Source organism: Robertmurraya korlensis NBRC 107688 (assembly GCF_001591645.1).
GTDB lineage: Bacteria > Bacillota > Bacilli > Bacillales > Cytobacillaceae > Robertmurraya_A.
The window spans coordinates 14,689-28,930 of sequence record NZ_BCVH01000012.1; the positions used below are offsets into that span (position 1 = coordinate 14,689).

Sequence of the window (14,242 nt, forward strand, 5' to 3'; positions counted from 1 at the left end):
TTGATCTATGTAATATGATAAGATATGTGAACAAAAAGATAAAATAAAAGGTGATATAAATGGAATTTCTTGAAATGAACATAAGCTTGGTACAACGTCTAATGGATTGGGATCCACTTGGATACGGGGAAGACAGCTATGAGACGGAAATTGCCGATACAATTCAAGCGGTACATGTATTGTCATCTCCAAACGAGTTAGCTCGAAAAATCCAAAGTATCTATGAGTTTTCTTTTGAAGAAGTGATTCCTTTATCGAAATGCACTGCCATGGCGGAAGAATTGTTGGCCATTAAAAACGAAAGCACCTGTTCGCTGTAAAAAAGCTTCAAGCGGAAACTCCCTTGAAGCTTTTATTTATCCTAGAAACTCCTTAATATATTTATGAACGATTTCCGGTCGTTCTTCCGGCACGAGATGTCCCGTCTCCTTTAATACAATTAGCTCGGAATTCCTTAAGTCCTGCTTCAATCTCTTTCCAACCCTCAGCGGGACGACTCTGTCATGCTCGCCCCAAATGAGGAGACAAGGGGTCTCAATTTTTTTTAAATCAGACTCGTCTAACTCGTCTTCCCTATGTCGAATCATTCGAGTTAATGCGGGAAAAATATCTCCTTTTAAAAAAGGGACTAAATATCCGTTCAACATATCATCATCGATCATGGAATGATTATAAACGACATTAAGTAGGTTTTTTTTGACTCCTGATTTCGCTAAATGCCTTTTTACATACAGGTGAAAAAAAGGAAGATAACTAGACAATACAAGAGGAAGCTTCATTCGTTTTAAATATCCAGAGCTACATAATAAAACAGAACGTTTTACGAGATCGGGTCTCAGTTGTGAAATCTTTAACGCGATTTGTCCTCCCATTGAGTGACCGATAATGGAAATCTTTTTTATATGGAGATGCTCCATAAAGGAAATAACCGAGTGCGATATATTTTCATACGAATAGATAAACTTCTTTGACTTACCACTTCTTCCGAATGGTGGAAAATCAATGGCGATGACGTTAAACTCCTCACGAAGAAGAGGAATGAGCCTTCGGAAGCTAAAGGTTGATGAGAGAAAACCATGAATGAGCAATAGTGTCTCTTTTGCTTCAGGATGCTTGTACTGTTCATAATACAGGTCGTTTCCGTTAATATTGATAGTACCGGTAATACAAGCGTCATCCATATCGTATTCACCCTTTACCAGTATTTTGTTTTTCATAGAATACCCATCACCTGATAAAATCAATCATAAAAAATATGATGATAAATTTGAAAATTTAATTATTTTTCTTGCATTTTTGTTATAATGTAACTATTTTAAGCGATAAAGCAGAAAAGGATGTTAACGCATGAAACTTTCGGATAAAGAACTCGAAGTTGTAGAAATTCTTGAAAAGGATGCTCGAATTTCAGCTGACGATGTAGCAAAAATGATCGGTCTAAGCTTACAAGAAACAGAGGAGCTTATTAAGAAGCTTGAAAAAGAGAAGGTTCTTGTTCATTACACTACAGTCGTGGATTGGTCTAAAATTGACGGTCATGAAGGTGTGACGGCTATGATTGATGTTAAGGTAACACCAAAGCGCGGGGTGGGCTTCGATGAGGTAGCTGAGCGTATCTATCGATTTAAGGAAGTAAAATCCGTTTACCTCATGTCAGGTGCTTATGATCTAAGCGTAATTATTGAGGGTAAATCGATGAATGAAGTAGCAAGATTTGTTTCCAATAAGCTGTCCACTCTTGATTCGGTATTATCTACAACCACGCATTTTATTTTAAAGAAATATAAGCATGATGGGACGATATTCGAACCGTTAGCAGACGATGATAAGAGAATTGTGGTGTCACCTTAATGAAACAGACAAAATCTTATCTGGCAAAAACGGTAGAAGACCTAAAGCCATCTGGTATTCGTAAGTTTTTTGATCTCGCTGCAGGTATGGAAGGGGTTATTTCTCTAGGGGTGGGTGAGCCGGATTTTGTCACGTCTTGGTCAGCAAGAGAAGCAGCGATTCTTTCCCTTGAACAAGGGTATACCTCATATACAGCAAATGCTGGTTTATTGGAGCTTCGTAACGAAGTGTCATCGTATATGAAAAAGAGATTTCATGTAGATTACAATCCGAAAAGCGAGATCATTATTACCGTTGGAGCGAGCCAAGCGTTAGATATTGCACTCCGTGCGATCCTAGATCCAGGCGATGAAGTGATTGTTATCGAGCCTAGCTTCGTTTCCTATGCACCGCTCGTTTCACTAGCGGGTGGTAAGCCAGTTGCTGTCCAGGCAACAGAGGAGTACGATTTTAAAATTCAAACACATCAGTTAGAAAAGGCGATCACTGACCGAACGAAGGCCATTATGCTTTGTTCCCCTAATAATCCAACGGGTACGATGCTAGGTCAAAAGGAATTAACGGAGCTTGCCGCATTCATTGAAAAACATGATCTTCTCGTTTTATCTGACGAAATCTACGCAGAGCTTGCTTACGATGAACCATATGTTAGCTTTGCTGCGATTGAAGGGATGAGACAAAGAACACTTCTTATTAACGGTTTCTCGAAAGGCTTTGCGATGACAGGCTGGCGACTTGGTTTTGTATGTGCGAACGAAGAACTAACAGCAGCCATGCTAAAAATTCATCAGTATGCAATGATGTGTGCACCAACGATGGCTCAATACGCGGCACTTGAAGCATTAAAAGGCGGCAGAGAAGACGTAGAAGATATGAAAAAAAGCTATCGTAGAAGAAGAAACTACTTTGTACAGTCACTAAATGAAATCGGTCTATCCTGTCATATTCCAGGTGGTGCGTTCTACGCATTTCCATCGATTGTAAGCACAGGCTTATCATCGGAGCAGTTTGCTGAGCAGTTATTAATTGAAGAAAAAGTGGCAGTTGTACCAGGTAATGTGTTTGGTAGTAGTGGGGAAGGACATATTCGCTGCTCGTACGCTTCTTCCATGGAACATTTGCAAGAAGCAATGAAACGAATCAAACGGTTTGTTGAAAAATAAAATCAAAAAAGGATAACGGCCTACTAAGCTGTTGTCCTTTTTTACAGAGTAAGAAAGTATAAAAATTGGCGCATTGAAAATTGTCCAGCTTTAGCGCCCAGCAACTAGTGTACTTCGATCTTCTCCCTACGATAAGTCAACATCGAATCGCTTGCGCTCTCCGTGTTTCCTTTATCTCAGTCGAAGCTCTCTAGTCCATACGTTGCTAGACGGGCGCTTCCGCTTTTCTTATCTAATCCTTCATAATGTATGACAAAGCGATGGTTCCTACACCTGTATGAACACCAGCAACAGGAATTAATGGAAGCACTTCAATCTTTAACGTTTCATACTCAGCTACGATTTTTTCTAGAAAACCATCAACGATTTCCTTTTCACCTGCATGCATAATTCCGATTCGATCGTATATCCCTTGCTTGTATGCTTCGTGTAATCGGTCAATTAACGCTTGCTCCGCTTTTCTCATCGTGCGAATCTTTTCAACGATATTTATTTTTCCTTCCTTAAAAGCTAGGATGGGTTTAATTTGTAGCAGATTTCCTAAAATGGAGCCGAAGTTGGAGACTCGTCCACTTTTTCTCAATTGATCTAGGTTTGCAGGAATTAATATCAAACGGCATTTTTCTCTTAACGAAAGGAGCTCCTTCACGATTTCTGCGGGCTTGAATCCTTTGTTATATAAGGTGATGCCTTCTTCTATTAAAAACTTTAACGGATAAGAACCGATCCAAGAATCAACGGGATGTACAGGGAAACCAACAATCTCAGCCGCTTGTGTCGATGTTGAATACGTTCCTGAAAGTTCACTAGAAACATGGATCATAATTGCTTCATCGTAGCTTTCTTTTAATTGGGTATAAAGATCAATAAAGTCTCCTAGGGCAGGCTGTGAGCTAGTAGGTGGAACACTTGAGTGACGCATCATCTCATAAAATTCCTCAGAGCTTATGTCTACCCCTTCTTTGAACGTTGCATCTCCAAATGTAAACGAAAGAGGGACAACGTATATATGATTGTCTTGTAACCAAGCTTGATCTTTTTCAGAGAAGCTAGCAGTTGAATCGGTTACCCAAGCAATTTTCTTCGCCATAATGACCTCCATAAGATGTTATATAAGCACTATGATAATGAAATATTATCCCCAAATAAAGCGATTGAAACAAACGAATAGCGAGGAAAAAATCCCTCGCTTTAGCTATTCCATTAAATATGGCTTTCTTCTTGCATCAATTCAGAGACAGGAATATCAAGTACCGTAGATATTTTTAAAATGGTTTGTGTATCAGGAGTTTGGACGCCTGACTCATATTTGTCAATCGTAGCAGTGCCAACACGGATCTTAAAAGCTAGCTCCTGCTGTGACATTTCTAATTCTTCCCGAAAGCGTTTAATGTTGTGACCAATAACAGTCATGTCTCATCTTCCTTTCGAAAAAGATTGTACTTATTATTTATCTTATCACGATTAGGATAGGGTAATTTATCCCAATCGTGAACGTTTCGTTACAGTTACAGAATGCCGACCGAACGTAAAAACACTAAGATAATTGCTATCGGAACAATAAACCTTATAGTGAAATACCACACGGCAAAAAACTTGTTCATATTGCCAAAGGTTCCAAGTTCTAACTCACTTTTTAGTAGCTTGTATGGAAGTCGATATCCAACAAAGATAGATATTAATAATGCTCCTAACGGCATACCAATATTACTTGCAATAAAATCAGCGAAATCAAAGATGGTTTTACCGAAAATGAGAACATCGGACCAAACCCCGAAAGATAAGGCACTAGGAATTCCGACAAGAAAAATAACAAACCCTGTTTTCCAAGCTAATTGCTTTCGCTGTTCGGTTCTCTCTTTAACAATAGCCGCTACAACTATTTCTAAAATGGAGAAAGCTGAGGTTAATGTAGCAAATAAAAGTAGAACAAGGAAAATGGTTAAAAATAATCCTCCAAATGCCATTTCGTTAAACACGGCAGGGAGTACGACAAACACTAAACCAGGTCCTGCCCCAGGCTCAAATCCGAGCGCAAAAACAGCTGGGAAAATAACAATTCCAGCGAGAAGGGATATAAAAATATTTAGACCCACAACTGAAAAAGCTGATTTTGTAATGTTTTCCTTTTTCGAAAGATACGAAGCATACGTAACCATGATAGATATACCTACACTTAAAGCAAAAAAGGATTGTCCAAGTGCTAGCAAAATGGTGTCAGGGGTTAAGCTGCTCCAATTCGGTTTAAGAAGAAACTCTACACCTTTTGAGGCCCCATCTAGAGTGAGGGACCGAATCGCTAGTATGATAAAGAGAATAAATAAGGCCGGCATCATATACTTACTAGCTTTCTCAATTCCCTGTTGAACTCCACCTTGGATCACTATAATTGTTAAAACCATAAAGATCGCTTGTGCAACGATTGCTTCAACTGGATTAGCAATAATCGTTTCAAATAGAGATCCGTACTGATCCTGAGAGAGTCCAGTTAAACTGCCAGTGACACTGCGGGTTAAATAAGAGAGGATCCATCCTCCTACGACACTATAAAAAGATAAAATAAGTCCTGAAACAAGTACACCTAAATAACCCACGATTTTCCAGCCTGAGTTTGGAGCAAGAATTTTATACGAGGTGATTGCATCCTTTTGTGTATTTCTACCAATAATAAATTCAGCGATAAGGATCGGTGCACCGATAAATAAAGTTAACAATAAAAAAAGAAGGAAAAAGAGTCCTCCCCCATTTGTTCCAGCCATATATGGGAATTTCCAAATGGCACCTAATCCAATTGCCGAGCCAGCTGCTGCAAGTATAAAGCCAATCTTTGATGTCCATTGCTCTTGTGTTTTCATTACGTGTTTTCCACCTTCTATAAAAGATATTTTCCCATAATACTATATTTTCGGACAATTGTGTAGTAAATTTTTTTGAATAAGATGTGACATTGTGATATAATTTTATATTGCGTATAAAAAAGATAAATAAATTACATTTAGGAGTGTTTCTATGTCAGAGAAAATTGAAGTTGGTAGTGTTGTTACAGGTAAGGTTACGGGAATTCAAGCATACGGTGCGTTCGTTGCACTTGATGAAAATACTCAAGGGTTAGTTCATATTTCAGAAATCACACACGGTTTTGTTAAAGATATTAACGAGCATCTTAAAGTAGGCGATGAAGTTCAAGTAAAGGTTCTTTCTATTGATGAGAATGCTGGAAAAATCGGCCTTTCTATCCGTGCAACTGTAGAAGCACCAGAAGCACCAGTTGCTGCACCAAAGGCAGCAGCAGCTAAGAAGCCTAGAAAGCGTACAGCAGCAGCTGCTATCAAGCAAGATACAGAAGCGCCACAAGGCTTTAACACGCTAAAAGATAAGCTTCAAGAGTGGATCGAGCAATCACAAAGATAATAATGTGAGCAAAGTGTGGGAGGATTTCTCCCACTTTTTTTTATGTTTTTTTCTCGAGAAAGGACAAAAGTTATTCGTTTAAGATACACTAAGGAAAGGTAGTTCTTCACCACGCATGAATGAGAGAGATTGGAGGGAACAACATGACAAGAAAAACCAAAGAAGTCATTGAGCAAACGGAAAAGTTTGGGGCTAATAACTATCATCCTCTTCCAATTGTTATTTCTAAAGCAGAAGGGGTTTGGGTTGAGGATCCTGAAGGAAACAAATATATGGATATGCTTAGCGCTTATTCAGCAGTAAACCAAGGTCATCGTCATCCAAAAATTATTGAAGCATTAAAAGAGCAAGCAGATCGTGTCACACTTACGTCACGTGCTTTTCATAATGACCAGCTTGGACCGTGGTATGAGATGATTTGTGAAATGACAAATAAAGAAATGGCATTGCCAATGAATACAGGTGCAGAGGCTGTGGAAACTGCTGTTAAGGCTGCACGTAGGTGGGCGTATGATGTGAAAGGTGTAGAAGATAATCAAGCAGAAATTATTGCTTGCTTAGGAAACTTTCATGGTCGTACAATGACAGCGGTTTCTCTTTCATCTGAGGAAGAGTACAAACGTGGATTTGGACCGATGCTACCAGGAATTAAGCTGATTCCTTATGGTGATATTGAAGCATTACGGGCGGCCATTACTCCCAATACAGCAGCCTTCTTGATTGAACCTATACAAGGTGAAGCAGGTATCGTAATTCCACCAGAAGGGTTTATGCGTGCTGCTTTTGACCTTTGTAAAGAAAGCAATGTCTTATTTATTGCTGATGAAATTCAAGCAGGACTCGCTCGTACGGGGAAAATGTTCGCCTGTGAATGGGAAGGCATTGAACCAGATATGTATATTTTAGGAAAAGCATTAGGTGGGGGAGTTTTCCCGATTTCTTGTGTGGTTGCAAATAAAGAAGTGCTGGGTGTCTTTAATCCGGGGTCACATGGATCAACATTCGGAGGTAACCCGATAGCATGTGCCGTTTCTATCGCTTCTTTAAATGTACTGAAGGAAGAAAAGTTAGCTGAACGCTCCCAGGAGCTTGGAAGCTATTTTCTGTCCAAGCTGCAAGAAATCAAAAATCCAATCATAAAGGAAGTGCGCGGTCGTGGGCTGTTTATTGGGGTAGAACTTACGGTCCCTGCTCGAACATACTGTGAGCAGCTAAAGGCAGAAGGGCTTTTATGTAAAGAGACGCACGAAACAGTCATCCGTTTTGCTCCGCCATTAGTGATTAGTAACGAAGACCTTGACTGGGCGATTGAACGTATTAAAAAGGTATTGAGCGCTTAATAAAAAATCCTTGCACTTTTTTAGTGCAAGGATTTTTTATTAGGTGCTTCAGATTATCTGGTTGGTCTAGCTTCAGGTTCTCTCGCTGTTTGTTCATTTGGTTTAAATAGTAGTCCTAGATTTAATAACCCGGCAATCCCTACTAAACCGTAGATAATTCTAGATAGAGCAGAATCTTGTCCACCAAAGATAGCTGCTACAAGGTCAAATTGGAAGAAGCCAATTAGCCCCCAGTTAATAGCCCCGATAATTGTAAGTACTAGTGCAATACGTTGAATTGTACTCATGCATATTTCCTCCTTGGGATGGTTTATTTATATAGTCATGCTATATAAAATTACACATTCTTATCGTGTGATTGTTATGATTTTTTTATGCATTTTCGTAATAAGAATTTAGAGTCTATATTTTTGCATTTGCTACCATTTTGGAACATAATAAAGGTTGAATAGGAGGATGAAGCATGGATAATTTTACATTTTTTAATCCGACGAAATTAATTTTTGGTAAAGGTACTGTAGAACAACTGAAAACAGAAGTCCCTCAATACGGCAAGAAAGTTTTACTTGTATATGGAGGCGGAAGTATTAAACGAAATGGCCTATACGATCAGGTCTTGTCATTATTAAAAGAAGTAGATGTTGAGGTATTTGAACTAGCAGGTGTCGAACCGAATCCGCGTCTGTCTACCGTTAAAAAGGGAGTTGAAATTTGCAGAGCTGAAGGCATTGATTTCCTTTTAGCTGTAGGTGGCGGAAGTGTTATCGACTGTACAAAGGCAATTGCTGCAGGTGCTAAGTACGAAGGAGAGACTTGGGATCTAATGACACGTAAAGCCGTTGCAAAGGAAGCGCTTCCGTTTGGAACAGTGTTAACTTTAGCAGCGACAGGATCAGAAATGAATTCTGGGTCGGTTATTACAAACTGGGAAACAAATGAAAAATACGGATGGGGCAGTGCAGTCACTTTCCCACAATTTTCTATTCTTGATCCAGTAAATACATATACGGTTCCAAGAGATCAAACAGTTTATGGAATTGTTGACATGATGTCCCATGTGTTAGAGCATTACTTCCATTTAGCCGAGAACACAGAACTTCAGGACCGTATGTGTGAGGGGTTATTGCTCACCGTAATGGAGGCGGGACCAAAGTTACTAGAAAACCTAGAAAACTATGAGCACCGTGCGACCGTTCTTTACTCTGGAACGATGGCACTAAATGGTATGCTTTCTATGGGATACCGTGGAGACTGGGCAACACATAATATTGAGCATGCCGTTTCCGCTGTATACGATATTCCTCATGGTGGGGGACTTGCGATTCTATTCCCGAACTGGATGAAGCATAATTTGAAGGTAAAGCCTGAGCGCTTTAAGAAGCTTGCTGTTCGCGTCTTCGGAGTAAATCCTGAAGGGAAAACGGATGAAGAAGTTGGAATGGAAGGAATTGATAAGCTTCGTGAGTTCTGGAACTCAATCGGTGCTCCATCTCGCTTAGCAGACTATGATATCGACGATAGCCAAATTGAAGTGATGGCTGACAAAGCAATGGTATACGGCGAATTCGGAAACTTTACGAAGTTAAACAAAGAGGACGTCATGGCTATTTACCGTGCTTCTTTATAAAAAAGTTTTGCGTGTGCGATTTTCGTAATTGCACACGTTTCTTTTTTTATAGGGTGGAAATACTACGGTAAGAAGGTGGGTTTTTGAGCATTTCTTAACAATTAACCAATTTGTTTGAAATGTGTACGCTTACATAAGTAGACGGTTCTTGATTCCTTAACCAGCTTTCGTTAAAGTGATATAGTAAACAACAAATCATTGGAGGATCATTCATGACACACGTTCGTTTTGATTACTCAAAAGCACTTAGCTTTTTTGGGGAACATGAGGTTACTTATTTACGTGATTTTGTAAAAGTTGCTCATCATTCATTACATGAAGCAACTGGCGCTGGAAGTGACTATTTAGGTTGGATCGACCTTCCAGTTAACTACGACAAAGAAGAATTTGCTCGCATTCAAAAAGCGGCAGAAAAAATTAAGCAAGACTCTGATGTTTTATTAGTTTGTGGTATTGGTGGTTCTTACTTAGGAGCTCGCGCTGCCGTTGAAATGCTTCAACACAGCTTTTACAATGCATTACCAAAGGAGAAGCGTGGCACACCACAAATCATCTTCATCGGAAACAACATTAGTTCTACATACATGAGAGACGTAATGGATCTTTTAGATGGCAAAGACTTCTCCTTAAATGTGATTTCAAAGTCTGGTACAACTACAGAACCAGCAATCGCTTTCCGTATCTTCCGTAAGCTTTTAGAAGAAAAGTACGGAGTAGAAGAGGCGAAGAAGCGTATTTATGCAACAACTGACAAAGCAAGAGGAGCATTAAAAACTCTAGCGACTGAAGAAGGATACGAATCATTCATTATTCCTGATGATGTGGGTGGTCGTTATTCTGTTCTAACAGCTGTAGGTTTACTTCCGATTGCTGCTAGTGGTGCAGATATCGAAGCAATGATGAAAGGTGCAGCTGCTGCACGCGATGATTTCGGAAGCTCTGAACTAGAAGAAAACTTAGCTTACCAATATGCAGCTGTTCGTAATGTCCTTTACAACAAAGGAAAAACAATTGAAATGCTTATCAACTACGAACCAGGCTTACAGTACTTTGCTGAATGGTGGAAGCAGTTGTTTGGAGAAAGTGAAGGAAAAGACCAAAAAGGAATTTACCCTTCATCTGCAAACTTCTCAACGGACCTACACTCTTTAGGACAATATGTTCAAGAAGGTCGTCGCGATCTATTTGAAACCGTTGTTCGTGTAGAAAAGCCACGTCATGAGTTAACAATTGAAGCAGCTGAAAGTGATTTAGATGGATTAAACTACCTTGCTGGCGAAACCGTTGACTTCGTTAACAACAAAGCATTCGAAGGTACATTGCTTGCTCATACAGACGGTGGAGTTCCGAATCTAGTTGTAACGATTCCAGCAATGGATGCTTACACATTCGGATATCTTGCATACTTCTTTGAAAAAGCATGTGCAATGAGCGGCTACCTACTTGGTGTTAATCCATTTGACCAACCAGGTGTAGAAGCATATAAAGTAAACATGTTCGCATTATTAGGCAAGCCTGGATTCGAAGAGAAGAAAGCAGAGCTTGAGAAGCGTTTATAATTTGAAAAAAAGTGTTAGTCATTTATGACTAACACTTTTTTTGTTTACGGTTGCTTCCAGGCTCATAATCGTTCCCGAAGAGTGTAGTGTATGAGGATATGGTAACGAATAGGGAGTAATCGTTCCTGAAAATGCGGTGTTCGAGGCTGGCGGTAATGAATAGGGAGTAATCGTACCCGAAAAAGCCGAACAGGAAGCAGGAGGTCATAAATAACGAGTAATCGTTCCGAAAGTGTGGTGCACGAGGATGGCGGTAACGAATAGGAAGTAATCGTTCCTAAAGGGCTACCCGACAAAGCTTTCAGTCATAAATACTCCAAAAGCCTGGTTTCTCCACTTACCGATTTATACCTTTATCTAGGTTTAAAATCAGTCCTTTGACAAAAACTAAGCAAAAGAACTAAGGGGGATGGATATGATTCAAATACCTTCACAAATTGAAGGAAAGCAGTTTGATTTGTATAAGCTTGAGCAATTATTAAAGCCACTGGGTTATACCATTGGTGGTAATTGGGATTACGATCACGGGTATTTTGATTACGAAATTGATGACCGAGAAGGGTACCAGTTTTTACGAGTTCCCTTTCGAGTCATAGACGGACAACTCGATGCAAGAAACTGTACTGTTGCAATTGAACGACCGTTTTTACTATCCCATTTGTATCAACCGGATCTAGATGATCATGCATATATCGGGAATGCATCTGCTTCCTTTGACCAGTTTCAGGAACCGGTAGATAAGGACGCTAGCTTTCCTGAAAAATTTGTAGATATTGGTAAGGCTCTTGTTCAAGAGCTTGAACAGATCCTTATCGACTAGAGTTGGCCAATAATTAGTAACTCATCATGATCATGAATAATTGTTTCTCGAGGAGGATTCACCATTGTGTTTTCTCCTCTTTTTATGCCGATTAAAAGCTTACCATCTTTAAGTAACTCGCCATTAGCCGTAAAAAATGATTTTGAGACATAGCCTTCAGATGGATGAAAGCTAAAGCTACTTCCATGAAGCTGATCAAGTACTTCAACAAAAGTTGATACAATTCCATCGGTGGCGATGCAATTTGTCATAATATAACTCATCATTCGGTTGGATTGAATGATTTCGTCAGCGCCAGCTCTTTTAGCATTCTCCATCTGGTCACGGGTAAGAACTTCTACAATAGCAGTTATGTTTGGATTTAGGCCTTTAATTGTCAGTAGAGCAAGAATGGTATTCATATCCGCATCTAGCTCATCCTTATGCTGATCGGCTGTAATAAGTACTTTTTCAGCTGTTGCAATATTTGCCTTTTCTAACACATGATCTTGAGAAGCTCTACCTTTAATAAAGTGCACCTTTGCGTCCATAATGGGATTGGAACTCAAAGTTTCGTCGATTAATATAATGTCTGAGAATTGGTCGATTGTACGAATCGTTTGAATAATTTCTTTTGAGCGTTCATTCCATCCAATGATAATCAAATGTCTATCCCCTCTAAAATGAACTTTTCCTTCGAGATAATTATTTTGCCTAGAAACGGCAGTCGTAGCTAGGGTAATAAAATAAGTCGATAAGAATCCAGCACCTATAAAAATAAGTATAATTCCTGTTATTCTTCCAAGAAGACTTTCTGGAGAATAGTCTCCATATCCAACGGTTGATGTGGTAATGATTGCCCACCAGATTCCTTCAAAGATTGTAGGAAAACTGTCTGGTTCAACAAGATGAATAATTACACCAAAAAGAACAACGAGTAATAAAGCCATGGTAAGTATTCGAACAAGCGTAGGCAATCTTAAAAAGCCAGTATAAATTCGGTGGTGCATCTGCTCACCTCTTCATAAGAATCACTTAAAGTATTGACCATATAAAGCCCTGTTAAACGCAAGAAAGACCCTCGTGAACGAGGGTCTTGAATCTTTATTTCCGTTTTGCCGCAGCCAAAGCTCTATTTACATCAATTAATCCTTCCCCAAAGTATTCATCTTTCCCAACTTCTCCAATGTCGTAGCTTGAAGAACGAATAATGTCCATAACTTCCTTATTGGATAAAGTCGGATTGGTAGATAAAATTAACCCGGCTAATCCCGTCACATGAGGAGAGGCCATCGATGTTCCTGAAAGTGCTGCATATTGGTTTTGAAAATAAGTGCTTGGAATATCAACTCCTGGTGCGGCTACATCAATATAATTACCGTAGTTCGAGAAAGAGGCACGTTCCCCTGAGTAGCCGATAGCAGATACACTTAGAACTTGATCAAAAGCAGCAGGGTAGCTTGGTTGGTTCGTATTGTCATTACCCGAGGCAGCGATAAGAACAACCCCTTTATCATAGGCATATTGAATAGCCTCTTCTAAGACAGTAGCGGGTTGATAATTACCTAAGCTTAAATTAATGACATCGGCTCCATGGTCTGTGGCCCAGACAATGCCTTTTGCAATATCGAACGTATAACCATATCCGTCCTTCGCTAATGTTTTTATTGGCATAATTTGATTGTACCATGTGATCCCAGCAACTCCTTCTTGGTTATTTGTCTCCGAAGCGATGATCCCAGCTACATGGGTCCCGTGACCATTATCGTCATCTGGAGTAGCCTTTTCATCAATCGCGTTATATCCTTCTACCAACTTGTCCTTTAAATCTGGGTGGTCCAAATCTACACCAGTATCCACAACCGCAATCACTACATTTTTATTACCCTTCGAAATATCCCACCCTTTTTCGGTTTCTATTACGGGTAAATTCCATTGATACTGCTCTTGGTAAAAGGTGTCATTTGGTAAGACGGCTTCATTTTGTAAAAGAATAAAATTAGGTTCGGCATACTCTACTTCCTCTAACCCACGAAAGTAAAGGAGCATCTGATGAGTGGTTTTCGATTTGGAGCGAAACATATATAGATTGGCTAATTTATCACTTTTACTTGCATCAATCTCCTTATTTATTTCAGCTAGCCGTTCATCGCTAATATCTGTTTTAAATTTTACAGTTGCCTCATGCTCATAGTAGTGACTTTGATCCTCTTCGTTATGATTAATAATTTGTACTTCTGGGTGATGATTAAGCTTTGAGACTAAGCGGTTATTTGATGGATCATTGTGTAAGTCCATGAGTCTTGATGTTCTATTTTGAGAAGGTTCATAATTCACTCTTCGCATATCTATGTTATTTCGGTCGAGCGTTTTTACTTCTCTCTCGGGCATCGCTCGAGCAACACCTATAATAAGCAATAATGCTAATCCAATTAGCATAAGCGGTCTTGTTCTTCGAAACATCCTTCTCACCTCATAGTTTATTTCCTACT

General features: G+C 39.5%; 14 protein-coding genes and 1 pseudogene. 8 read left to right on the forward strand and 7 right to left on the reverse strand.

The window, feature by feature from the left end; all coding sequences use genetic code 11:
• Window positions 1–59 precede the first annotated feature (59 nt).
• Entirely contained in the window at window positions 60–320 is a 261-nt protein-coding gene (locus tag BKO01S_RS15720; protein ID WP_066056091.1) for a DUF1871 family protein, read from the forward strand.
• Between the two features lie 36 nt (window positions 321–356).
• Here the strand turns inward: BKO01S_RS15720 and BKO01S_RS15725 are convergent, their stop codons facing one another.
• Window positions 357–1,181 (reverse strand): alpha/beta fold hydrolase, encoded by an 825-nt coding sequence (locus BKO01S_RS15725; RefSeq protein WP_066056343.1) that lies wholly within the window; start codon window positions 1,179–1,181, stop codon window positions 357–359.
• A gap of 166 nt (window positions 1,182–1,347) precedes the next feature.
• Here BKO01S_RS15725 and BKO01S_RS15730 point away from each other — a divergent pair, with 166 nt between their 5' ends.
• Entirely contained in the window at window positions 1,348–1,851 is a 504-nt protein-coding gene (locus tag BKO01S_RS15730; protein ID WP_066056094.1) for an Lrp/AsnC family transcriptional regulator, read from the forward strand.
• Window positions 1,851–3,014 (forward strand): aminotransferase, encoded by a 1,164-nt coding sequence (locus BKO01S_RS15735; RefSeq protein ID WP_066056096.1) that lies wholly within the window; start codon window positions 1,851–1,853, stop codon window positions 3,012–3,014. The genes BKO01S_RS15730 and BKO01S_RS15735 overlap by 1 nt, the downstream gene beginning before the upstream one ends.
• A gap of 232 nt (window positions 3,015–3,246) precedes the next feature.
• Here BKO01S_RS15735 and BKO01S_RS15740 read toward each other — a convergent pair whose 3' ends face one another.
• From BKO01S_RS15740 to BKO01S_RS15750, 3 genes and pseudogenes are all read right to left on the reverse strand, one after another.
• Window positions 3,247–4,104, reverse strand: coding sequence for a DegV family protein (locus tag BKO01S_RS15740; protein WP_066056099.1), 858 nt, complete (start codon window positions 4,102–4,104; stop codon window positions 3,247–3,249).
• Between the two features lie 131 nt (window positions 4,105–4,235).
• Window positions 4,236–4,427 (reverse strand): annotated as a pseudogene (locus tag BKO01S_RS15745) (helix-turn-helix domain-containing protein); the annotation flags it as partial.
• 95 nt (window positions 4,428–4,522) lie between these two features.
• Window positions 4,523–5,869 carry a sodium-dependent transporter gene (locus BKO01S_RS15750; RefSeq protein WP_066056106.1) on the reverse strand — a complete coding sequence of 449 codons (1,347 nt, stop codon included), beginning with the start codon at window positions 5,867–5,869 and terminating at the stop codon, window positions 4,523–4,525.
• A gap of 154 nt (window positions 5,870–6,023) precedes the next feature.
• Here BKO01S_RS15750 and yugI point away from each other — a divergent pair, with 154 nt between their 5' ends.
• Together yugI and BKO01S_RS15760 are read left to right on the forward strand one after the other, a co-directional pair.
• Window positions 6,024–6,425, forward strand: a complete 402-nt coding sequence (gene yugI, locus BKO01S_RS15755) for a S1 domain-containing post-transcriptional regulator GSP13 (protein WP_066056108.1) — start codon at window positions 6,024–6,026, stop codon at window positions 6,423–6,425.
• 143 nt (window positions 6,426–6,568) lie between these two features.
• The gene (locus BKO01S_RS15760; RefSeq protein ID WP_066056109.1) at window positions 6,569–7,765 is read left to right on the forward strand and encodes an ornithine--oxo-acid transaminase; all 1,197 of its coding nucleotides are present in this window, start codon (window positions 6,569–6,571) and stop codon (window positions 7,763–7,765) included.
• Between the two features lie 53 nt (window positions 7,766–7,818).
• On the opposite strand, the gene BKO01S_RS15765 is transcribed toward BKO01S_RS15760, so the two are convergent.
• The gene (locus BKO01S_RS15765) at window positions 7,819–8,052 is read right to left on the reverse strand and encodes a DUF378 domain-containing protein (RefSeq protein WP_066056113.1); all 234 of its coding nucleotides are present in this window, start codon (window positions 8,050–8,052) and stop codon (window positions 7,819–7,821) included.
• Between the two features lie 176 nt (window positions 8,053–8,228).
• Between BKO01S_RS15765 and BKO01S_RS15770 the strand changes: the two genes are divergently transcribed.
• The 3 genes from BKO01S_RS15770 to BKO01S_RS15780 all read left to right on the forward strand — a co-directional run bounded on the left by BKO01S_RS15770 (window position 8,229) and on the right by BKO01S_RS15780 (window position 11,771).
• On the forward strand, window positions 8,229–9,392 hold the full coding sequence (locus BKO01S_RS15770; protein ID WP_066056117.1) for an iron-containing alcohol dehydrogenase: 1,164 nt from the start codon (window positions 8,229–8,231) through the stop codon (window positions 9,390–9,392).
• Between the two features lie 212 nt (window positions 9,393–9,604).
• Window positions 9,605–10,951: a glucose-6-phosphate isomerase gene (locus tag BKO01S_RS15775; RefSeq protein WP_066056121.1), complete on the forward strand. Its 1,347-nt coding sequence runs from the start codon at window positions 9,605–9,607 to the stop codon at window positions 10,949–10,951.
• 415 nt (window positions 10,952–11,366) lie between these two features.
• Entirely contained in the window at window positions 11,367–11,771 is a 405-nt protein-coding gene (locus tag BKO01S_RS15780) for a YugN-like family protein (RefSeq protein WP_066056124.1), read from the forward strand.
• On the opposite strand, the gene BKO01S_RS15785 is transcribed toward BKO01S_RS15780, so the two are convergent.
• Entirely contained in the window at window positions 11,768–12,760 is a 993-nt protein-coding gene (locus BKO01S_RS15785) for a potassium channel family protein (protein ID WP_066056126.1), read from the reverse strand. The two genes, BKO01S_RS15780 and BKO01S_RS15785, sit on opposite strands and share 4 nt — an antisense overlap.
• 94 nt (window positions 12,761–12,854) lie before the next feature.
• A complete protein-coding gene (locus tag BKO01S_RS15790; protein ID WP_066056129.1) occupies window positions 12,855–14,213 on the reverse strand; it encodes a S8 family peptidase in 1,359 nt (452 codons plus the stop codon).
• Window positions 14,214–14,242: the final 29 nt, after the last annotated feature.